We start from the raw sequence: 20,734 nt of genomic DNA, 5'->3' as shown, positions 1-20,734 counted from the left end.
ATATTACAAGATTTCTACCCAATTTTAAAGGATTAACTACATAAAACTGCCATATGGCAGTTTTATGCTCTTTTAGTATTTAATTTTTCTCTGTTTTTCAATGCATACCATATAGGGCTGGCAATAAACAAAGATGAATAAGTTCCAGACATTATCCCAAATATAAGGGGTAATGCTAGCACCTTAACATCTTCAACTCCCACTATATACAGTATTATAACTGCCACTAAAGTAGTCAAGGAAGTGTTGATTGTCCTAGTTAAGGATTTCTTGATGCTTCCGTTTATCGTATCCTCTATAGACTGTCTTGGATTCAATTTAGATTCTTCTCTTATTCTATCAAATATTACAATAGTATCGTTTATAGAATACCCTAATATAGTTAGTATAGCAGCAATAAAGGCACTATTTACAGGTATCCTAAAAATTGCATATACAGAAAATGTTATCAACACATCATGAATCAATGCAACGATTGCTGCTAAAGCAAACTTAAACTCAAATCTCCAACTAATGTATATCAGCATGGCAATAACAGCAATAATTGATGATAATAAGGCCTTTTTCTTAATTTCTCTTCCCATAAATGGACCAAATTTTTCTGATTGAAATTCCTTTTCTTTTATATCATATTTTTCTGCAAATTTATCAATAATTTGGTTGATTTCATCATTTGTAAAATCCTTTTTACTTCTAATCATTATTTCGTCTTTATTTGTACCAATATGAAGAATACTTGCTTCTTTATCGTACTCATCTATTATTTCTCTAGCCTCGTCTACAGTTATCATCCTACCTATTTTGATTTGGATTGAAGTACCACCTGTAAAATCAATACCGTAGTTTAGACCATTAATCAACATCATAGCTAAACCTAATATGATGATTGCTAAAGAAATTATATAATATATCTTCCTATTCTTTATAACATTCATCTCCTCACCCCTTACATACCGTATAATTTTGTATTCTTGGTATTAGTCATACTAACTGTTAACTTCAATAGTTGTTTTGTAATAAAAACCGATGTTATCATGGATGCAATAATACCAAGGATTAATGTTACTCCAAATCCTTTAATAGGTCCAATACCAAAGTAATATAATACAATACCTGCAATTAATGTAGTAATATTTGAGTCTAATACAGAAGATAATGCTCTGTTAAATCCATGATCTATAGAAGCTCTAATGGATTTACCATTTCTTAGTTCTTCCTTTATCCTTTCAAATATCAATACATTGGCATCTACCGCCATACCAACTGATAGTATAAGACCTGCAATACCAGGTAAAGTCAATTTTACACCTAAAAATTTCATAGCATACACTACAATTAATATATATATAGTCAATCCAATATCTGCTACCAATCCAGGTATTTTATAGTAAATCAACATAAATAAAAATATAATTAAAATTGCAATGGCTCCAGCCTTTATACTTTTGTCTAAAGCTTCTAGACCTAATGTAGGCCCTATAATAGAAGTTTGAAGTTCTGACATTTCCACAGGTAGTGCACCTGCTCTAATTAATGTGGCTAACCTATTAGCTTCTTCCACATCAAATTCACCTTCAATTACAGCTTTTCCATCTGTAATTGCAGCATTTACAATAGGGGCTGAAATTACCTGTTCATCTAATACTATATATATTATCTTCTCTTGCATAACGTCTTTTTCTACCAATCTTGAAGTAGCTTCTTTAAACCTTTCTGCCCCTTCCTTATCAAACTCCAAGGATACTACTGGCTTATCTCCCATTTCAGTCTGATGAAAACTTACATCGGAACCTTTTACATTCTTACCAGTCAATATCTCTTTTCCATCTGGATCTACAAATTGCAATTGAGCAGTTTTACCAATTAGATCTATAGCTTCTTGAGGATTTTCAATCCCTGCTAGCTCTATTCTAATCCGTTTATTGCCCTCTATGGTTATATTTGGCTCTGCAACTCCAAGACTATCAACCCTTTCATTTATTATCATCTTGGATTGCTCCATAGCTTTTTGTAATTCTGCTCCTTGTAAATCCGTTTGAGCCTCTAGAACCACATAAACACCACCAGCTAAATCCAAACCTAAGTCGATGGAATCTTTAACTTTAGAAATCTTCATCTTACCAACTTCTATACCATTTATGGCTGTAAAGGAAAATAAACCTACTATAGCAATAATTAGTATAAAAAGTATGGTTTTTTTCATATTCATTACCATTACCTCCCATAATAAATTTCACTACATTGATTCTTATTCTTGTAGATTGGCTAAAATTGAAATAGCACATTCGATCCTTTTTTTCTCCATTTCACAGCCAATTTCATAAGGCTTCATTATATCCTCGTGATGATTGTACGCATTAGCATGGCAACCCCCACTACAATAAAACCTTGCCCAACAATTTCTACATTCATCTTTGTTATAAACATTCGCTTTTTTAAATTCTTCCCTTATTTCAGTATTTGAAATACCTTCATATACATTTCCCATTATAAACTTTTCATCCCCTACAAATTGATGGCAAGGATATAGATTCCCTTCTGGTGTTACTGCCATATATTCGGAACCAGCACCACAGCCTACAGCTCTTTTTACAATGCAAGGTCCTTGGTCTAAATCAATCATAAAGTGGAAAAATAAAAAGTCCTCATTCCTTCTCTTTATCTTTATATATTCTCTTGAAAAGTTTTCATATTCTTTCAATATAGCTCCCATATGCTCTTTCCTTAAAGCATAATCCTTGTCAGGTGAAGTAACTACCGGTTCAATAGATATCTTTTTAAATCCTTTATCATAAAAATCTAAAGCATCTTTAGAAAAATCTAAGTTATAATTAGTAAAAGTTCCTCTCACATAATAATCCTTGTCCCCTCTTTTTGCAACCATTTCTTGAAACTTAGGAAGTATGATGTCATAGCTACCTTCACCAGAGATGGTCTTTCTCATATTGTCATTTGTCTCTTTTCTGCCATCAAGGCTTAGCACCACATTGTCCATGTGTTCATTTATAAAGTCCATCTTATCCCTATCTAACAAAACTCCATTGGTAGTTATAGTAAATCTAAAATGTTTATTATGGTCCTTTTCCAAACTTCTACCATACTGTACCAATTCCTTGACTAAATCAAAATTCATCAGTGGCTCTCCACCAAAGAAATCTACTTCTAAATTTCTTCTATTTCCTGAATGTTCTATCAAAAACTCTAATGCTCTTTTTCCTACTTCTAAAGACATTAAAGATCTATCTCCTTTAAAGTCCCCTTGAGAAGCAAAACAATAATTACATCTTAAGTTACAATCATGAGCTACATGGAGACAAAGGGCTTTAATAATATTGTCTTCGTTGTATTTTAGTTCACCTATAGGAATTCCTTCTGAGAAAAGAACTCCTTCTTCTTCTAGCATGGATATCTCTTCGTAAGCTTCAGCTACAATATATTTATCATATTGACCTTCAAATAACCTTATTATCCCCTCTAATGTATGACTTTTATAATAATCTAGCATACTATATACTATATCATCTACTATATGAACAGCACCACTGTTTATATCTATTACTATATTTTTGTCATTTAGTATATATTTATGAATTCTTACCTCATTATTCATATTTATCCTCCTAAAACTAAAATACAGATAAATTAAAAAGGAGTGGTATAAACCACCGCCTTTATAGTTTATCTATTTTCGCATTTCTGGTTTCCTACTGTGCAGGAAGTTTTACATGCAGACTGACAAGATGTCTGACATTCCCCACAGCCACCTTTTTTTAATGTATCTTTTAAATTACTACCAGATATGGTTTTTATATGTTTCATTTCACAACCTCCTCAATAGCTGGAATAATACCTTCATTGATTATATCATATAAATATTATTATTTAAAGTTCTATTTCATATTTATCCCTATAATCCCTCCTATAATTCCTGTAATTAAAGATAATATAAACTTGCCAGTTAAATACAGATCCAATACAAGGGATTTCATAAATAGATAGTTTAGTAATACTAATATTATAAAATAGACAACTCCAACGATCCCACCGTTTATCCAGCCTTTTTCCCCTATTTTAATTGAAGCATAAATACTACCAATAGTTATGCTAACAATCATTATTATCGTATTAAATAAGGGTATGTTAGATTCTTTAAAAGGGGTGTACAATAATATTAATGATAAGATAAATATTAAGAACATTGTTAATAATAAGGATAAAGCTAGACCCTTCATTACATAAGTTGTATTATTTAGATTTTTTTCTTTCATAAACTCCACCTCCCATCCTACTTTAAATCTATTTTGTTTTGGTGAAGTTTATTACAAAATAAAAAACTTCCCTGTCAACAAGGAAGTTTTATGTTGTATTTCCAATTAATCTTCTTTTGTATCTTTCTCATCTTTTGATTCATTTTTATTGATTACTGTACCTATTGCCCATTTTGTTAGCTCAAGTTTAATCTTATTTGAACCAACTTCTATAGTAACCATATCGTCCTTAACTTTTACTATCTTCCCATAAATACCTCCTATGGTTATTATCTGGTCCCCTACTCTTAAGCTTTCTCTCATTTCTCTGATTTCTTTTTCTCTTTTCTTCTGTGGTCTTATTGCAAATAGATAGAAAAAGACTAAAAAAGCTATAGGTATAATTAATCCTCCTATACTTGCACCACCTGGATTTGCTGCTGCCATAAATATTTCCTCCTTTTCCTTTTTGTTATTTAAATACTATATTCAATTAATTTAATAAAAAACCTTTTTTAACTAATCTATATATCCATATTTTTTGTAAAATTCTTCTTTATATTCTAACAATCTATCCTCTTTTATAGCCTCTCTAATGTTTTCCATAAGCTTAATTAAGAAATATAGATTGTGAATTGTAGCAAGCCTTGCACCAAGTATTTCATTTACATTAAATAAATGCCTTATGTATGCTCTAGAATAATTTGTACAAGCATAACAATCACACTCTGGATCCAATTTACCAAAATCCTTAGAATATGTAGCATTTCTAATAGTCAATCTTCCTTGACTAGTCATAACTGTACCATTTCTAGCAATTCTAGTAGGCAATACGCAATCTGCCATATCTACACCATTAATAACCGCTTCAAAAAGATAATCTGGTGACCCTACGCCCATTAAATACCTAGGTTTATCCCTTGGTAACAAAGGTGCAGTAAATTCAAGCATCTCGCACATCAATTTTTTTGGCTCTCCTACGCTTAGACCACCTATAGCATAACCTGGGAAACCTATATCTGTTATATCTTTAACACTCTGCTCCCTTAAATCCTTATACATTCCCCCTTGTATTATACCAAACAATCCTTGATTTTCCCAGTCTTTATGATAATTTTTACATCTTCTTGCCCATCTTGAGGTCCTTTCCATGGATTTCTTTGCATATTCATATGTGGCAGGATAAGGTGTACACTCATCAAAAGCCATCATAATATCTGAACCTAATGAATTTTGAATCTCAATGGATTTTTCAGGACTAATAAAATGTTTAGAACCATCAATATGGGATCTAAACTCTACACCTTCCTCAGTAATCTTTCTTAAATCTCCAAGGCTAAAAACTTGAAAACCCCCACTATCCGTTAAAATAGGACCATGCCAGTTCATAAATTTATGCAATCCACCAGCTTCCTCTATTAGCTTGTGCCCTGGTTTTAAATACAGATGATAAGTATTGCTCAGTATTATTTGAGCTCCCAATCCCTTTACTTCTTCAGGGGTCATAGCCTTAACTGTAGCCCTTGTACCAACAGGCATAAATATCGGTGTTTCTATAGTACCATGAGGTGTATCCAGCTGGCCTAGCCTTGCCTTTGTTTCTGTAGATTCCTTCAATACTTTAAACTTAATTGCCATCTTATTCCTCCCAATTATTTGATTAACATTGCATCTCCAAAGCTAAAAAATCTATAGTTTTTGCTTACTGCCTCGTTATATGCGTCTAAAATATTCTCTCTTCCTGCCAAAGCACTTACCAACATTAGTAGGGTTGATTCTGGTAAGTGAAAATTGGTTATCAATCTATCTATAACTTTGAACCTATAACCAGGATAAATAAATATATTCGTCCAACCTTTACTAGGCAGGACTATACCTTCTTCCGTAGCTACAGTTTCCAAAGTCCTAACAGTAGTGGTTCCTACAGCCACGATCCTTCCACCACTTTTTTTCACAGTATTTATCTTATCTGCTGCTTCAACAGAAACCTCAAAATATTCTTCATGCATATGATGTTCTTCTATGTTCTCTACTTTCACCGGTCTAAATGTTCCCAGACCCACATGAAGAGTTAGAAAAACTATATTTACACCTTTCTCTTCAATCTCTTTTAATAGTTCTTTCGTAAAATGCAAACCTGCTGTTGGCGCTGCTGCAGAACCTTCATTTTTTGAATAAACGGTCTGGTATCTTTCCCTATCTTCCAATCTTTCCTTAATATATGGTGGTAAAGGCATTTCACCTAATCTATCCAATATCTCCTCAAATATTCCATCATAAATAAATTCTACTATTCTCGTCCCATCTTCTTCAATGCGCAAAACATCAGCTTTTAGAAGACCATCTCCAAATACTATTCTACTAGATGGCTTAACCTTTTTACCTGGCCTTACAAGGGTCTCCCATCGATTATTTTCAACTCTTCTTAACAGTAAAAATTCGATTTTTTCATCTTTCCCTTCTCTGCTCCCAAATAGTCTAGCAGGGATTACCCTAGTATCATTTAATACTAAACAATCTCCTTTGTTTAGATAATCCAGTACATTTTTAAATATTTTATGCTGGATCTCACCTGTCTTTTTATCTAATACAAGCATCCTTGAAGCTTCTCTATTGTCTATAGGATGTTGAGCAATTAAGCTTTCTGGTAATTCATAGTAAAAATCTTCTGTTTTCATTAGATCATCCTTTACATATTTATTTAATTTTTTATGGTAATTTCAACCCCCGTATAATAATGTTTCAGTATACTATCAAAAGAATAGCCTTCCTCTGCCATCTTCTTTGCTCCCCATTGGCTCATGCCAACTCCATGACCATACCCTTTCCCTTGGATTAAAAAGCTATCTGCAGTCTCTTCGTAGCTATCTTCTAATTGTATGGTTTTGTCCCTGCCTAAGGCTCTGTTGTTTATACCCCTAGATGGCCTTTTGTTAAAATTGCCATCCAAGATATGAGCTTTTGATAGATCTATTTTTTGTGGTTTTTCATTATAATCATCTATGACATATACGTCATTTCTACTAGTAGAATCTCCATTAGTTTTAATCGTAAACCAGGTGCTTTTCAATTGGTCATTACCTAGCACCTGTCTAATTTGAGATTTGTTTAAAATTTTCTCTCCATATGTTCCTATCACTTTAAGATTTGAGACCCTTCCTTTAGGAGTTGTCCCTACAACCTCCATGTCAATAACATCTCCTATGTGAATTCCACTATTTTTTAGTCTATTATTTAATTCACTAGACTTAATAGTAAAAGACCAATCACTATTTGGAGTACCTTTAGAAAAATCATCTTCTACACCTATTAAATAAGGAAGATAATTACCCCAGGCTTCTACAGAATCTTCTGTATGTCCTCCACTAGTAGAATGATACAAAGCATCAATTATTTCTCCATTATATGTAATTACTAGACCTTTTGTATCATCTACAGCTTCATTAGTTCTTTCCTGTTCTCCGTCCATTCCGCCATAGACCTGGCAATGGGTAGTATCACATAGATTATAACCATCATTTATATGCTTATTAATATTTTTTAATGCATAAGTCCTAGCAGCAATAGCTTGAGCTTTTAAAGCTTCCATAGGAAAAGAAGCTGGCATCTCTCGAGGTATCAATCCATATAGGTAGTGATTAAGCTCTATATAATTTAGTACCAATAGCTCTTCTTGTTTATTTATAAATTTAATATAATCTCTATAGTGTTTATCCTCTACTTTAATAATACTATCCCATTTATTTGATGAAGACAATATCAAATTGCTCTCATATGTAGAAAATAATATATTATCGATATCGTCCCTTATTTCTATTTCACCTGTAGGTCCCAAAACAACATATATACTTTCAACCTCAATATATTCTATTTCATTAAATATATTATCTATATATACATAAAACCCATCTTCACTATATAGTCTTACAATATTTTTTGATTTTATAGGGCTTGTCAACTTTATATTTAAATAATCATCTAAAGAGTTAGCATATACATGTTTGTTCTGAAAAGGTAATCCTAAAATCAGCATAGCTATTAATATGCCCACAAATAATTTTTTCATCTTTATCCCCCTATTTTTTAAAAATATTCAATAACAGTGTAAGGATTATACTTATGATTAAAGTAGATACGATTGGAAAGAAAAAAGTAAAATTCCCTTTTTGTATAAAAATATCTCCAGGTAATTTCCCAAGTCCAAATTTATCCCCTAAGATTAAAATTCCACCTACCAAAACTAAAACTACGCCCATTAATAAGATTATTCTACCAAAAGGCGCCATCTAATCACCTCTATTTCTTTTCTTCATAGTCTATTTTAAAATGGTCATATGCTTTTTTCGTTACAATTCTACCCCTAGGAGTTCTATTAATAAATCCTATCTGGAGCAAATAAGGCTCATATACATCCTCTATGGTAGTTCTTTCTTCTCCTGTTGCTGCAGATAGTGTGTCTACTCCAACGGGTCCACCATCGAAGTTCTCAATCATATTAAGTATTAGTTTTCTATCTACCTCATCTAATCCTAACCCATCTATCTCAAGGACTTCCAGACCTCTTTTAGCCACTTCATTAGTAATAACTCCATCTTCAACTACCTGGGCGTAGTCTCTTACCCTTTTTAGCAGCCTATTGGCGATCCTAGGTGTGCCTCTAGACCTTTTAGCAATTTCCATGGCTCCAGCATCATCTATTTCAATATTTAGGATATTAGCAGAACGTTTAACTATTTTCTGCAAATTATAATCATCATATAGGTCTAAATTCAACATTACACCAAACCTATCTCTTAATGGTGAGGTCAATAATCCAGCCCTAGTAGTAGCTCCTATTAATGTAAATCTGGATAGATCCAATCGAACTGATCTAGCACTAGGTCCTTTTCCAATTATTATATCTAGAGCATAATCCTCCATAGCAGGATATAGTATCTCCTCTACCGTTCTATTTAGTCTGTGGATTTCATCTATAAACAATACATCGTCTTCTCCTAAATTAGTCAATATACTAGCTAAATCTCCTGGTCTCTCTATAGCAGGTCCTGATGTAACTCTAATATTAACTCCCATTTCATTAGCTATAATATTAGCTAATGTGGTCTTCCCTAAACCTGGTGGTCCATAAAGTAGAACATGATCTAAAGGTTCTTTCCTTCCTTTTGCAGCTTTAATAAATATTTGTAGCTTTTCCTTAGCTTTATCTTGACCGATATATTCATGAATCCATTTAGGCCTCAAAGTTACTTCATTATCCAAATCTTCGCTTTGAATCGTACCTGTGACTATTCTTTCATTCCCTTTATCCATTAAATCATTACCTTCCTTTATTATTTTGATAATTTTTTGAGCACTTCCCTAATAATCTCTTCCGTATCCATATTGGATGTATCTATTCTATTTAACGCCCTACGTACCTCGCTTCTAGTATAGCCAAGGGACATGAGGCCATGGATAGCCGTTTCAACATCAGTACTATCATCTACAACACCAATCTCATCAATAATATCTTCATCGTCGATCCTATCCTTTAGTTCAAGGATTATCCTACCTGCAGTTTTCTTGCCTACACCTGGTGCATTACATAGTATATCAGATTCATTATTTATTATAGCTAGTTTTATCTGATTAGGCGTCAAAGTTGACAATATATTCAAACCTACTTTAGGACCTATCTTAGAAACTAAAAGAAGCATATTAAACATATCTAATTCTTCTTCGGCTATGAACCCGTATAGATACACCCCATCCTCCCTTAAATTATAATATGTATACATAGTTACTCTTTCATCTATGCTTAAATTAGCGATAGAATTCTTGGAAGTAAATATTTTATATCCAATTCCGTTATTCTCTAATACTATATAATCCTCCTTTATCCCCACTACCTTTCCCATAATATATTCATACATTCATATCACCCTTTATCATTTCATTTTAAACATATCCTTAAAATTCAAACAACTACTATGACATATTGCCACCGCCAATGCATCAGCTGCATCGTCAGGCTTTGGTATTTCTTTTAAATTTAATAGCATTTTTACCATCTCTTGAACCTGTCTTTTCTCAGCCCTACCATAACCGACTACACTTTGTTTAATCTGTAATGGTGTATACTCATATACATCTATTCCCTTATTTACAGCAGCTAATATCTCCACTCCCCTTGCTTGTCCTACTTTTATGGCAGTCTTTACATTTTTGTTAAAAAATAATTCCTCCATTGCTAAATCTTCCGGATTATATTTATCTATGAGAAAGGTCAACTCGTCATAGATTATTTTCAACCTTTCGGGAAATAATATACTAGCATCAGTCCTTATGCAACCATAGTCGATGGTTTTATATCTATTACCTATAAGTTCAATTACACCGTATCCAACTATTGCCAAACCTGGATCAATCCCTAATATGACCATATCTTCTCCTCCTAAACTTACATACTATTTTAACACATTTTTAATAAAAAAACTAAGTTAGAAGATCTAACTTAGCTTTTATTAACTTATAAAGTTCTCCAGCACGTCTGATAATTCTTCTTCGCTATCAACAACAATACCGGCTTTCAATCTCAGCTGATCCACCTCTTTTAATAGGGAAATAGAATAGTCTTTAAATACCCTATTCAAGTATTTTTCTCCTCTTTCATCAATTCCATAGATAGCTATTTTGCCATCGGATTCACCTATGATATAGTGATTAGGACATAGATGATTTCGTTCTTCTCTTAGCACTATTTCTTTTACAGAAAAAGAAAGTATTTTTATATTGGAATAGTTTTCCCCCATATATTTTCGGAATTGCTCTTCTGTCATATTTACTATATCATCTTCTGCAGTGCTTACATTGGTGATACTATGTTTACATTGGTTGTAATACATTCTTTTCTCTACAAAGGTATTAGGCGAAATTCTTTCTTCGTCCTTTAATATTTCCAATTCCGATAAATCTTCCTGATACCTTTTTTCCTGTTTTTCACCTGTAAGCATAGGTTTTTTATTAACCTTACTCCCCATCATCTTATAACCATATACAAAGCTTAAAAAAAATAATACCCCACAGAAAAGAAATATTAAAATAGCATTCTGTTTTTTCACAAATATCCCTCCAGTACTATCTAAAGGGATATTTTTCCCATTTTAAATTTAATTATACATTTATTACTATTTTGTAATCTCTCCTACCCTAAAGCCTGCGGCATCAATCTTATCAACAAGTCCTCCTACATCTTCCGTATCAACTCGCAATACTACTCTATATACATCCAATACCTTAGCATCCATTACAGTAAAGTTTAAAATATTGATATTTTCTTTCCTAATTACTTCAGTTAGCCTAGCTAATTGTCCTGGAATGTCGAACATATGGACTACAATTCTAGTGCCCTTATCAAATCCAAATATTTCAGCAAAAGCGTTAAAAATTGAGAAGTGAGTCAAAATTCCCACAAACTCCTCATCTGAATTAAATACAGGTAGAAAAGGTGTCCTCAATTCTTTTAATAGATAAGAAGCATTTTCTATTAGTTCATTCTCCTTTATCGATTTGTATTCATCTTTATATAGTTCTTCAACAGTAGTATCCATTAAAAATTGATTCTTATCCATATAGTTGCCTTCAAAGTATCCTCGAAAGATGGCTTCTTTCATTATGATACCTTTGAATTGATCCCCGTCAAAAACTGGTAAAGACAAAAAATCCCCTTCGTTTATCTTGTCTAATGCATTCTTTATACTTTCCCTCAACTGTACAGTAGTTAATCTGTCCTTTGGTAACATGTGATTTTTTACATACATTAGAATCCCCCCATTTTATTTAATTCTTATTTGTACCGATTCAAAACCCTATCGTTCACACCAAACCAGCTAGCATCTTTGTATAATTTGATATTGTTTTTCATTATAGTGTTGACTATGGTCTTGTAAATCTTATTTAATTCTTTCATTGATAACAATGAGCCCTCTTCTTTGATATTTAACTTATATAAATCATATTCTATTTTTAATTGTTTATCAATATAATTATTTAAATTATACACTTTTCCCTTTATGAGTTTTTCACAATATGTATTAATAAAGTCATGTAAAAAACTTACTTTCTTCTCCTTTTGGTCAATTTCTAAAGAAAAATCCTCTTTGATCTTCATTATATCCTTTAAACATATGCTATGATGAAATAAAAAATTCTTTTCATATATATCTTCAATAGAATAATGTCTAATAGTTTCATCCTCTAGTGTGTTTACCCATTTATTGTTATAGTAACCATATTTATAACCTTCTAGATATAAAACTAGCTCAAGCCTAGCTATGTCCTCATGGAGTAATAGCGCAATATTATTGGAAATCAACTGCCTATCTTTTCTATATACTAATTGTCGCCTGATTCTTTTTCTTATATCATTTGTACATATGTACTTAGGACATATATTTTTCATATTATCTTCCAAATCATATAGGTTTAGGAGGATATGTATAGAATTGATATCATTTTTATATAAAAAGTTATACTTTAAACCTTCATAAATTTCCCAAAGATCAACTTTTGCTAAAACCAAATCTCATCCCTCCTCTTAGCAATTGTTTCCAATTTTTCAAAGGATTAAACCCTCTTCACATTAGTTTTTTATCTGACAGTATAATATATTATACTACAATAATTTCAATTGTTGTGGAGAATATATTACTATATTTTTCAAAACCATTGTTATATTAAAATGCAAGCCAATTAAAGCATTGGAATTACTCCAATGCTCTAATCAACAGTTTAGTAATAGATACTTTCGTACTATTTTATTAGAAACATTATTTGATTTGTTTAGTTAATATATCCAATATTTTATCATATTCAAGATCTAATCCTAATTCATAGGTACCTACCCTTATCTTTTTGTCTATCCCTTTATCTTTTGCATATTGATGAAACTTCTCTGCATTATCTACTACTCCCAATTCAAAAAGTTTCTTTGATACCTTCTCTAGCGGGTCTCCTTTATCTACTATAAGCTTCACCTTTTGTTCCTGAATGTTAATAGAGCTATCAATATTCTCTTTTACAAAGACCATACCTAAGTCAGAAGCCAATGTAACTATCTCTTCTTCTGTATAATCTCTATATTTAACAATAGGATTGAGAATATAGATAATACTGGTTAGTAGAATTCCCATACCTAATCCTAAAATAATATATGGAAGCCTAACTTTGTTAAACATATCCTAACTCCTTCGGTTTTTAACTATATTTTATCCCATTTTTAGTCTAAAGTAAAAAGATATTATTTTCTCTACATTCCTGGATTATTTCTTCTGTCCAGACAGAAGCTTGAACTTGTCCTATATGTTGTTTTTCCAAGAAATACATGCATATTCGTGACTGGCCTATACCTCCTCCAATAGTTGCAGGAAGTTCTTCTTCTATTATCATCCTATAGTAGGGTAATGTCATTTCATCCTCTTTTTTTGCCATTTTCATCTGTTCAACTAAACTATTTTTATCAACCCTAATCCCCATACTAGATAATTCTATGGCTTCTCCTAACACAGGATTCCAAAACAATATATCTCCATTTAGTTCCCAATCATCATAATCTGGCGCTCTTTTATCATGAGGAATACCGGAATTCAATATGCAACCAATCTTCATCAAGAAAACAGCTTTGTGCTTCTTACATATTAGATTCTCTCTATCCTTTGGGCTATAGTGAGGGTAAATGTCTTCCAGTTCCTGTGAAGTGACGAATTTTATATCATCTGGTAATTTATTACTCAAATGAGGATATATATTATTGATTTTTTCTTCGGTTTTCTTAAATACATCATATATTACCTTAACAGTATTTATAATATATTCCTCATTTCTATCCTTTTTTGATATGATTTTTTCCCAATCCCATTGATCAACGTAAATTGAGTGGGTAGGATCTAATTCCTCATCAGGTCTAATAGCATCCATATCTGCATAGATCCCTTCCCCGATATTAAAATCATACCATTTTAGAGCCATCCTTTTCCATTTAGCTAAGGATTGAACTATTTCTATTTGTTGATCATATTTTCTCATATCAAAAGTTACAGGTTTTTCAACACCTGTTAAATTATCATTTAATCCGGTGTCTGCCTTAACAAATAAGGGAGCAGATACCCTGATTAAATTTAAATTATTAGATAGCTCCTTTTCAAAATAATCTTTTATTATCTTAATTGCAACTTGGGTTTCTTTAACATCCAATTTCTCCATTTAATCCCTCCTAAACTAAAAAAGCCTCTCATCCTAAAGGACGAAAGGCACATATTCGCGGTACCACCTTTATTAGCAAAGGGCTCACTCTATTACCAGTACAGAATGTTACTTCGATACTGTATAGCTTTTAACGGGCTATAGCCGTCTAATTCTACTTTCTTCAATTTATAGATTTCGATTAGATGCTCTGGGATGTTCTTCGTCTATAATTCCGTATCGAGATTCCACCATTCCTCGACTCTCTCTGACATCCTTACAGATTACTCTTCCCTTCACAGCTGTGATATAAGGCTTGTTGATTAATGATTATATTATAAATTAAGCAATATGTCAATATTGTCATAATCATGATTCTTTATCTATTAGGGATTCAAACATTTTATTGATATAATTCTTTCTTTCTAAGGTCTCCTCAACTCTAATGATAAATTTATTATCTATATATTCGACAACATCACCTTCCTTGACATCTTCAGGAAATAATTCTCTATCAAAGCTTAGAACTCCATCTTTTAACTCTAATAGAACCTTGTCTTCCTCAAATCTATCGATTATACCCTTCACCAAATTCCCCCCTATTTCACACATTTTTCATGAGGCCTATAGCCACTATTTATGGCTTCGTCCATTGATTTAAATATTATTTGATTCTCTTTATTAGGCAAGGATTTACAATCTATTGTATGGAATACCTTAGTATTTTTATTCCCTATATACTTTACTTCATTTACATCTTCAGTAACGATGGCATCATCTAGAACTAATTCCTTTCCGTTGGATCTTATGATTATGTCTCCTAGTTTATCTGTCCTTAGAATATTTGAATTTGAATTGATTTTGCTAATCCTGTCCATGGTTTCTCTATGGGGATGGCCATAGGAATTATCAGAACCAACGCTGATAACAAAACAATCTGCCTTTACCGCTTCTAAAAATTCATCAATGGAAGATGTTTTACCACCATGATGGCCTATCCTTAGTACATCTGCTTTTAAATCATATCCACCTTTTAATATATCCATCTCCGATTCCTTTTCTGCATCTCCTGCTATTATAAAAGAGGTACTCCCATAGTTAACCTTGGTCACAATGGAAAAATCATTTGTTTTATCGTAGTCATTCCTATTAGGTGCCAATATTAAGAAATTAATATCAGCTTCATCTATTATTGCATCGGCTCCTTTGGCTATGTTTACCTTAAGGCCTTTAGCTTTAATCGCCTCTAATAATTCCTCAAATATTAAAGTATTAGCAGTCCTCTCTGGCATATAAACTTTTCCAATGTCAAAGTTTCTAATAACGTCAGGCAATCCTCCAATGTGATCTTCATGTGGATGGGTGGCTATCAAATAATCTATACGATCTATTTTTAAGTCTTTAAGATATTTTACCACTTTTTCTCCATTATTCCTAGTACCTCCATCTATTAAAGAAGTATCTCCATTAGGAAATTGAATAAAAGTACTATCCCCTTGCCCAACATCTATAAAATGAACTACTAATTCAGTATCATAATGCCTATCCACATTGGTTGTTTCAAATTCACAGCCTGTTAGCATAACTGCAATAACTAGTGCTAATATCAAATAATGTTTAATCTTTCTATTCCTCATTTATACCTCCACATATTTTATTATAACTATTTTATGAAAAAACCTTCCTATCCAATTGATAAGAAGGATTAAAGTTCAAATGCAAAATCTTTATAGCGATCTTCTGTATAAGCATTTACTGTATCGATGATAAAGTATGAAATCTTCAAGTTTAAAGATAATGCAAAATTTAGATCATTTTTGAAGCCACCATTACAAGAATATTCTTCTATTACATCTTCAATATATGTTTTAATTATAGGTTTAAGCCTAATGACCTTATCTTGAAATATATCTATATCCTCTACAGTGATTACATTTTTTTTAAAATTATGCTGGATAGAATAATCATTAAGTTGGGATTCATAACTCATATGTTTAAACATATTGTTTGGGAAGGTCCACCTTTCTGCATGGGGCAAGCAGACAAAATCGCTTAAATAATGGGATATAATCCCTACTTTTTTACTTATTATTTTATTTATTATTGGATCTATATTTGATCTAAACTCCAAAAATCTACTAATATATATTAATTTGACTATTTCAGTAACTACATAATTCAAACTTTCTTTTTTGTAATGTCTATGAAGTTTAAATTGTGGCAATATATCTGGAGCTATAGCTCCCCATAAAAGAGCATCCTTATCTAAGGTTATATCATAAATATCATAGATGTTTTCATGAATATTGCTAGCAATAATTTTATGAGTATCGCTGAAAATTTTAAACACATCCTTTATATAGATTGGTTACTTTAATTAAGTTAACCTTATTTGATACTACAATAAATAAAATAAAAAGTCAATATCATAATGATCTAGTTAGTGCAAATTTTACCTTTAATTATTAATCATCTATAAAATTCTGCTCCATTAGTTTTTTATAAAGTTGATAATCTTCGCTACTAAACAGTACAAAATATACTTCATCAATATATCCTTCGTCATCTATAAAATTCATTACCGCTTTAAGTGCAACCCTACTAGCCTCTCCTTTGGGATATCCATATACGCCTGTAGAAATAGATGGGAACGCTATTGATTTTAACTCATACTTTTTAGCTAGCTTCATTGAATTATAATATGCATTGTAAAGTAATTTGTCCTCCCCTTTTAATCCATCTTTATAAACTGGACCTACGGTATGAATTACATATTTACTAGGCATATTGCCAGCTGTAGTAATCCTAGCTTCACCAGTAGGACATCCTCCTATTTTTTTGCATTGTTCAAGTATAATAGGACCTCCTGCTCTATGTATAGCTCCATCTACACCACCACCTCCTAAAAGAGTATTATTAGCAGCATTGACTATGCTATCTACTTTCATTTCTGTAATATCCCCTTCAACAATGTATAGTTTTGTCTTTCCGTATTTATACATATATTTTCACTCCTTTTCCCCTTATTTAATATATACCTCTAATAGTTTATTAATAACAATGGTATAATTAAAGTATATTATATCATTTGTTCCTTGATTTATTCAATTGAATGGAGGTGTTGTTTTGATATATCATAATATTGTTGAAGCTACTTTTATTGAACGACCAAATCGTTTTATCGCAAATGTACAACTAGGGGACAAAATAGAAAAAGTTCATGTTAAAAATACAGGAAGGTGTAAAGAAATACTAAAAAAGGGTACAAAGGTATATTTAGAGAAATCTAATAACCCGAATAGAAAAACTAAATATTCTCTAATATCTGCTTACAAAGATGGATTTCTTATAAATATCGACTCTCAAGTTCCAAATCAAGTTGTATATTCTAGTATTCTTTCCAATAAAATTCCTGAAATATCTCCCGTTGCCTTTTTAAAGAAGGAAGTCAACTATGGAAATTCTCGATTTGATTTGTATTTTGAGAAAGGTGATGCAAAAGGTTTCATTGAGATAAAAGGTGTTACTTTAGAAATCGATGGACTATCCCTTTTTCCCGACGCACCTACTGAAAGAGGTACAAAACATGTATATGAAATTATTTCTTCAGTAAAAGCTGGTTACGAGAGCTATATTTTCTTTTTAGTGCAAATACCTGATATACGATATTTTAAGCCTAATGAAGCAATGGATAAAAAGTTTAGTGATGCATTGATTTTGGCAAAAAAAGAAGGAGTCAATATATTAGCATATAACTCCATTGTTAAATATAATGAAATAAGCCTAGGAGAAAAAGTTGAGATATTAATTTAGTATGATAGTATTAAACAAAGCAGGCCATACTTCTTCTGTTTCGAAGCCTCTCCTCCAAGAGGCTACACCTGCTAGATCATATTTGTTAACTAGCGAAGTTTTTAAACTAATAGATCGGACATCTTCAACCCATAGCTTATAAACTATTCCCTCCTTCTCTACTTCTCCATAATACTGCCCACTTTCTTTATCCCATATTAAATCAATATCATTTTCATCTATAAATTTGTTTGCTCTTTCCATAGATATAGCTTCAGAAGAAACTTTCTCTCCTTCTTCTGTTTCATCTACCTTCCATAGTCTAGTATAAAAGGGTATTCCTAGGATTAACTTATTCTTCGGAACTTCTTCTAGTACTTCTAATATACATTTTTCTACCCAATTATACTGAGCAACAGAACCAGCTATAGGACTTGCCGCCCAATGTTGGTCATAAGCCATTAATGCTATATAATCTACCGTTTCTGCCAATCCCCTCCTGTCAAAACTTAAGGACCAATTTTCAGAAGTAGATATTGGAGTTACATCTATTGAAACTGTCATTCCCCTACTTTTAAAAATCGGGTACAATTCTCTGACAAATTGTGTTAATAGGGGCTTGTCCTTTAAATAGATATTTTCAAAGTCAATATTTATACCATCTACACCGTATCCATCATATATATGTACTATTTTTTCTATCAACTCCCTACGAGTATTGCTACTTATTAATAGTTCATGAGTTAAATCCGGATCAAAACTATTATCTATCAAGGGCCAAATTTCATAGCCTAGTGCCTTATATTTTGCTACGTATTCATGGTTTCCCTTATCTTCTATATTTCTTTTGCTATCCTTTATAGAGAACCATGTAGGAGATATTACATTTATACCTTCAATTGGTTCAATACTATCTAAATTAGTCGTTTTTTTATTTGTATAATCCCAGGTCATATTAATTTTACCATTAATAGAAGGTTTCTTATATTTATTACTTTGCTCTATCTCATGGGAATTCCCGGGAAGATATGTTTTTATGAACTTTTTCTCAATATAGCCAACAATTCCATCACTAGTTCTTATCTTATACCAATCCTTGAGCTCTTCAAACACCAATACCGAAGTTTCCACTGGAAGATCATTTACTACTATAGGTGCTTTTCTATTGAAACTGGTTCTAACGTGAGCACCATCTAAAATTATCTCTCCACCTACCCATTTAGAGTTGAGTTTATCCATTACAATTGCATTGGAATCTTCAAAATAATCTAATGAAATATCATAAATATTAACTAGTATTTCCCTCGGAATATATACCTTCCCGTTTATCAATTTTATAGGATTCATTATATAAATATCCTTATAATTTATATTTGCTTTATTATTTTCTAATTCATATCTTATGACCTTCTCTTGATCGGTATAAATAAGCATTTCTTCATCTAAATCATAAAAAAGGTTTGTATCTATCTTTTCCTTTACAATATCATAGGCTATATATATATCATCAATAATAATTACATAATTATCGTCAATATAAAATTCATCAGCAATTACTAAATATGGTTCATCGGGTGTAGACATTACTTCCTTATTTGGACTTGATACTTGCCAACAGATTAAAATAATAACTACTATTACAAAAATAATTAATATCTTTTTCATGCCCCTCTCCTTTTTAATTGATTTGATTATTAAAATTATAGTAATTATATCATATTGGTATCGGTAAAAGAAGTAGTTATATATTTATGTTTAACTATTATCATTTATGATGAGGTTTGTTATGATATCCTTCTAATAATTAAAACCCTGTAGTCATTATGATTACAGGGTTTCTATATGGCGTACCTAGGAGGGATCGAACCCCCAACCTCCTGATTCGTAGTCAGGCACTCTATCCAATTGAGCTATAGGTACAAATATTATTTCTGGAGGCGGCACCCAGATTTGAACTGGGGAATAAAGGTTTTGCAGACCTCTGCCTTACCGCTTGGCTATGCCGCCATTTTAGAATTTGTGAATAAAAGTACTTTCTACCAATTTCATGTTAAAATAATATGAATGGAGCGGGTGAAGGGAATCGAACCCTCGCAACCAGCTTGGAAGGCTGGGGCTCTACCACTGAGCTACACCCGCATTTATTACTACCATAATTAGTATATTATAGAAAACATTAAATATAACATTTTAGTGTATTGCTATATTACTCAGAATAATACTCAGAAACACTACGTTCCTGAGTCAATCTTATAATGGAGCGGAAGACGGGATTCGAACCCGCGGCCCTCGCCTTGGCAAGGCGATGCTCTACCACTGAGCCACTTCCGCATAATTATTTTATAATTATTTTATAAATTATCCACCCTAAGTAAATAATGGTGGAGGAGACTGGATTCGAACCAGTGAAGGCTTAGCCAACGGATTTACAGTCCGTCCCCTTTAGCCAACTCGGGAACTCCTCCATATTGTACTTG

The 20,734-nt window shown here is 32.0% G+C and carries 24 protein-coding genes, 5 tRNA genes and 1 other annotated feature; of the genes, 1 reads left to right on the top strand and 28 read right to left on the bottom strand.

Annotated elements, in window-relative coordinates:
- Positions 1–62: 62 nt before the first annotated feature.
- The 22 genes from secF to C3E88_RS09890 all read right to left on the bottom strand — a co-directional run bounded on the left by secF (position 63) and on the right by C3E88_RS09890 (position 17,467).
- Positions 63–935 (bottom strand): protein translocase subunit SecF, encoded by an 873-nt coding sequence (secF, locus tag C3E88_RS09995; protein ID WP_236910040.1) that lies wholly within the window; start codon positions 933–935, stop codon positions 63–65.
- A gap of 11 nt (positions 936–946) precedes the next feature.
- Positions 947–2,209, bottom strand: coding sequence for a protein translocase subunit SecD (secD, locus tag C3E88_RS09990; protein WP_236910039.1), 1,263 nt, complete (start codon positions 2,207–2,209; stop codon positions 947–949).
- Positions 2,210–2,248: 39 nt separating this feature from the next.
- The gene (gene scfB, locus C3E88_RS09985) at positions 2,249–3,610 is read right to left on the bottom strand and encodes a thioether cross-link-forming SCIFF peptide maturase (RefSeq protein ID WP_236910038.1); all 1,362 of its coding nucleotides are present in this window, start codon (positions 3,608–3,610) and stop codon (positions 2,249–2,251) included.
- 68 nt (positions 3,611–3,678) lie between these two features.
- A complete protein-coding gene (scfA, locus tag C3E88_RS09980) occupies positions 3,679–3,819 on the bottom strand; it encodes a six-cysteine ranthipeptide SCIFF (protein WP_236910037.1) in 141 nt (46 codons plus the stop codon).
- Positions 3,820–3,890: 71 nt separating this feature from the next.
- On the bottom strand, positions 3,891–4,268 hold the full coding sequence (locus C3E88_RS09975) for a TIGR04086 family membrane protein (protein ID WP_236910036.1): 378 nt from the start codon (positions 4,266–4,268) through the stop codon (positions 3,891–3,893).
- 105 nt (positions 4,269–4,373) lie between these two features.
- Positions 4,374–4,694, bottom strand: coding sequence for a preprotein translocase subunit YajC (gene yajC, locus C3E88_RS09970; protein ID WP_236910035.1), 321 nt, complete (start codon positions 4,692–4,694; stop codon positions 4,374–4,376).
- A 72-nt stretch (positions 4,695–4,766) separates the two neighbouring features.
- Positions 4,767–5,885, bottom strand: coding sequence for a tRNA guanosine(34) transglycosylase Tgt (gene tgt, locus C3E88_RS09965; RefSeq protein WP_236910034.1), 1,119 nt, complete (start codon positions 5,883–5,885; stop codon positions 4,767–4,769).
- Between the two features lie 14 nt (positions 5,886–5,899).
- On the bottom strand, positions 5,900–6,925 hold the full coding sequence (gene queA / locus C3E88_RS09960; protein ID WP_236910033.1) for a tRNA preQ1(34) S-adenosylmethionine ribosyltransferase-isomerase QueA: 1,026 nt from the start codon (positions 6,923–6,925) through the stop codon (positions 5,900–5,902).
- A 23-nt stretch (positions 6,926–6,948) separates the two neighbouring features.
- Positions 6,949–8,313, bottom strand: coding sequence for a SpoIID/LytB domain-containing protein (locus C3E88_RS09955; protein WP_236910032.1), 1,365 nt, complete (start codon positions 8,311–8,313; stop codon positions 6,949–6,951).
- A 10-nt stretch (positions 8,314–8,323) separates the two neighbouring features.
- Entirely contained in the window at positions 8,324–8,533 is a 210-nt protein-coding gene (locus C3E88_RS09950) for a DUF2905 domain-containing protein (RefSeq protein WP_236910031.1), read from the bottom strand.
- Between the two features lie 10 nt (positions 8,534–8,543).
- Positions 8,544–9,557: a Holliday junction branch migration DNA helicase RuvB gene (gene ruvB, locus C3E88_RS09945; RefSeq protein WP_236910030.1), complete on the bottom strand. Its 1,014-nt coding sequence runs from the start codon at positions 9,555–9,557 to the stop codon at positions 8,544–8,546.
- A gap of 20 nt (positions 9,558–9,577) precedes the next feature.
- Positions 9,578–10,159: a Holliday junction branch migration protein RuvA gene (gene ruvA, locus C3E88_RS09940; protein ID WP_236910029.1), complete on the bottom strand. Its 582-nt coding sequence runs from the start codon at positions 10,157–10,159 to the stop codon at positions 9,578–9,580.
- 15 nt (positions 10,160–10,174) lie between these two features.
- Positions 10,175–10,669, bottom strand: a complete 495-nt coding sequence (gene ruvC / locus C3E88_RS09935) for a crossover junction endodeoxyribonuclease RuvC (RefSeq protein ID WP_236910028.1) — start codon at positions 10,667–10,669, stop codon at positions 10,175–10,177.
- An 81-nt stretch (positions 10,670–10,750) separates the two neighbouring features.
- Positions 10,751–11,347, bottom strand: coding sequence for a BofC C-terminal domain-containing protein (locus C3E88_RS12460; RefSeq protein ID WP_236910027.1), 597 nt, complete (start codon positions 11,345–11,347; stop codon positions 10,751–10,753).
- 66 nt (positions 11,348–11,413) lie between these two features.
- Positions 11,414–12,046, bottom strand: coding sequence for a CBS domain-containing protein (locus tag C3E88_RS09925; protein ID WP_236910026.1), 633 nt, complete (start codon positions 12,044–12,046; stop codon positions 11,414–11,416).
- Between the two features lie 26 nt (positions 12,047–12,072).
- Positions 12,073–12,807, bottom strand: coding sequence for a hypothetical protein (locus C3E88_RS09920; RefSeq protein ID WP_236910025.1), 735 nt, complete (start codon positions 12,805–12,807; stop codon positions 12,073–12,075).
- A gap of 247 nt (positions 12,808–13,054) precedes the next feature.
- Positions 13,055–13,462 carry a hypothetical protein gene (locus C3E88_RS09915; protein ID WP_236910024.1) on the bottom strand — a complete coding sequence of 136 codons (408 nt, stop codon included), beginning with the start codon at positions 13,460–13,462 and terminating at the stop codon, positions 13,055–13,057.
- Between the two features lie 46 nt (positions 13,463–13,508).
- Positions 13,509–14,486: an aspartate--ammonia ligase gene (gene asnA / locus C3E88_RS09910; RefSeq protein ID WP_236910023.1), complete on the bottom strand. Its 978-nt coding sequence runs from the start codon at positions 14,484–14,486 to the stop codon at positions 13,509–13,511.
- Between the two features lie 33 nt (positions 14,487–14,519).
- Positions 14,520–14,774, bottom strand: a binding site (T-box leader).
- 60 nt (positions 14,775–14,834) lie between these two features.
- Positions 14,835–15,053: a DUF3006 domain-containing protein gene (locus C3E88_RS09905; protein ID WP_236910022.1), complete on the bottom strand. Its 219-nt coding sequence runs from the start codon at positions 15,051–15,053 to the stop codon at positions 14,835–14,837.
- Between the two features lie 11 nt (positions 15,054–15,064).
- On the bottom strand, positions 15,065–16,102 hold the full coding sequence (locus C3E88_RS09900) for an MBL fold metallo-hydrolase (RefSeq protein ID WP_236910021.1): 1,038 nt from the start codon (positions 16,100–16,102) through the stop codon (positions 15,065–15,067).
- A gap of 68 nt (positions 16,103–16,170) precedes the next feature.
- The gene (locus C3E88_RS09895) at positions 16,171–16,815 is read right to left on the bottom strand and encodes a zinc dependent phospholipase C family protein (protein WP_236910020.1); all 645 of its coding nucleotides are present in this window, start codon (positions 16,813–16,815) and stop codon (positions 16,171–16,173) included.
- 115 nt (positions 16,816–16,930) lie between these two features.
- Positions 16,931–17,467, bottom strand: a complete 537-nt coding sequence (locus C3E88_RS09890) for an O-acetyl-ADP-ribose deacetylase (protein ID WP_236910019.1) — start codon at positions 17,465–17,467, stop codon at positions 16,931–16,933.
- A 124-nt stretch (positions 17,468–17,591) separates the two neighbouring features.
- Here C3E88_RS09890 and sfsA point away from each other — a divergent pair, with 124 nt between their 5' ends.
- Positions 17,592–18,278, top strand: a complete 687-nt coding sequence (gene sfsA / locus C3E88_RS09885) for a DNA/RNA nuclease SfsA (protein ID WP_236910018.1) — start codon at positions 17,592–17,594, stop codon at positions 18,276–18,278.
- Here sfsA and C3E88_RS09880 read toward each other — a convergent pair.
- From C3E88_RS09880 to C3E88_RS09855, 6 genes are all read right to left on the bottom strand, one after another.
- The gene (locus C3E88_RS09880) at positions 18,270–19,922 is read right to left on the bottom strand and encodes a glycosyl hydrolase family 18 protein (RefSeq protein ID WP_236910017.1); all 1,653 of its coding nucleotides are present in this window, start codon (positions 19,920–19,922) and stop codon (positions 18,270–18,272) included. The genes sfsA and C3E88_RS09880 overlap by 9 nt on opposite strands.
- Before the next feature lie 178 nt (positions 19,923–20,100).
- Positions 20,101–20,177, bottom strand: a tRNA-Arg gene (locus tag C3E88_RS09875).
- Positions 20,178–20,189: 12 nt separating this feature from the next.
- Positions 20,190–20,264 (bottom strand) — tRNA-Cys (locus C3E88_RS09870).
- A 58-nt stretch (positions 20,265–20,322) separates the two neighbouring features.
- A tRNA-Gly gene (locus tag C3E88_RS09865) sits at positions 20,323–20,396 on the bottom strand.
- Between the two features lie 117 nt (positions 20,397–20,513).
- Positions 20,514–20,588 (bottom strand) — tRNA-Gly (locus tag C3E88_RS09860).
- A gap of 48 nt (positions 20,589–20,636) precedes the next feature.
- Positions 20,637–20,722, bottom strand: a tRNA-Tyr gene (locus C3E88_RS09855).
- Positions 20,723–20,734 lie beyond the last annotated feature (12 nt).

This window comes from Clostridium sp. Cult3 (assembly GCF_021655115.1).
Lineage (GTDB): Bacteria > Bacillota > Clostridia > Tissierellales > Tepidimicrobiaceae > PPXY01.
The sequence above is the reverse complement of the archived record's forward strand: the minus strand, read 5'-3'. Positions and strand labels throughout refer to the sequence as shown.

What these genes read in the sequence shown, in the direction of transcription:
- ruvC (WP_236910028.1), bottom strand. Translation starts at nt 10,669, where the DNA reads ATGGTCATATTAGGGATTGATCCAGGTTTGGCAATAGTTGGATACGGT.
- C3E88_RS09880 (WP_236910017.1), bottom strand. Translation starts at nt 19,922, where the DNA reads ATGAAAAAGATATTAATTATTTTTGTAATAGTAGTTATTATTTTAATC.
- yajC (WP_236910035.1), bottom strand. Translation starts at nt 4,694, where the DNA reads ATGGCAGCAGCAAATCCAGGTGGTGCAAGTATAGGAGGATTAATTATA.
- ruvA (WP_236910029.1), bottom strand. Translation starts at nt 10,159, where the DNA reads ATGTATGAATATATTATGGGAAAGGTAGTGGGGATAAAGGAGGATTAT.
- asnA (WP_236910023.1), bottom strand. Translation starts at nt 14,486, where the DNA reads ATGGAGAAATTGGATGTTAAAGAAACCCAAGTTGCAATTAAGATAATA.
- C3E88_RS09900 (WP_236910021.1), bottom strand. Translation starts at nt 16,102, where the DNA reads ATGAGGAATAGAAAGATTAAACATTATTTGATATTAGCACTAGTTATT.
- C3E88_RS09975 (WP_236910036.1), bottom strand. Translation starts at nt 4,268, where the DNA reads ATGAAAGAAAAAAATCTAAATAATACAACTTATGTAATGAAGGGTCTA.
- scfB (WP_236910038.1), bottom strand. Translation starts at nt 3,610, where the DNA reads ATGAATAATGAGGTAAGAATTCATAAATATATACTAAATGACAAAAAT.
- C3E88_RS09890 (WP_236910019.1), bottom strand. Translation starts at nt 17,467, where the DNA reads ATGTATAAATACGGAAAGACAAAACTATACATTGTTGAAGGGGATATT.
- secD (WP_236910039.1), bottom strand. Translation starts at nt 2,209, where the DNA reads ATGAATATGAAAAAAACCATACTTTTTATACTAATTATTGCTATAGTA.
- tgt (WP_236910034.1), bottom strand. Translation starts at nt 5,885, where the DNA reads ATGGCAATTAAGTTTAAAGTATTGAAGGAATCTACAGAAACAAAGGCA.
- ruvB (WP_236910030.1), bottom strand. Translation starts at nt 9,557, where the DNA reads ATGGATAAAGGGAATGAAAGAATAGTCACAGGTACGATTCAAAGCGAA.
- queA (WP_236910033.1), bottom strand. Translation starts at nt 6,925, where the DNA reads ATGAAAACAGAAGATTTTTACTATGAATTACCAGAAAGCTTAATTGCT.
- C3E88_RS09925 (WP_236910026.1), bottom strand. Translation starts at nt 12,046, where the DNA reads ATGTATGTAAAAAATCACATGTTACCAAAGGACAGATTAACTACTGTA.
- C3E88_RS09915 (WP_236910024.1), bottom strand. Translation starts at nt 13,462, where the DNA reads ATGTTTAACAAAGTTAGGCTTCCATATATTATTTTAGGATTAGGTATG.
- scfA (WP_236910037.1), bottom strand. Translation starts at nt 3,819, where the DNA reads ATGAAACATATAAAAACCATATCTGGTAGTAATTTAAAAGATACATTA.
- C3E88_RS09950 (WP_236910031.1), bottom strand. Translation starts at nt 8,533, where the DNA reads ATGGCGCCTTTTGGTAGAATAATCTTATTAATGGGCGTAGTTTTAGTT.
- secF (WP_236910040.1), bottom strand. Translation starts at nt 935, where the DNA reads ATGAATGTTATAAAGAATAGGAAGATATATTATATAATTTCTTTAGCA.
- C3E88_RS09955 (WP_236910032.1), bottom strand. Translation starts at nt 8,313, where the DNA reads ATGAAAAAATTATTTGTGGGCATATTAATAGCTATGCTGATTTTAGGA.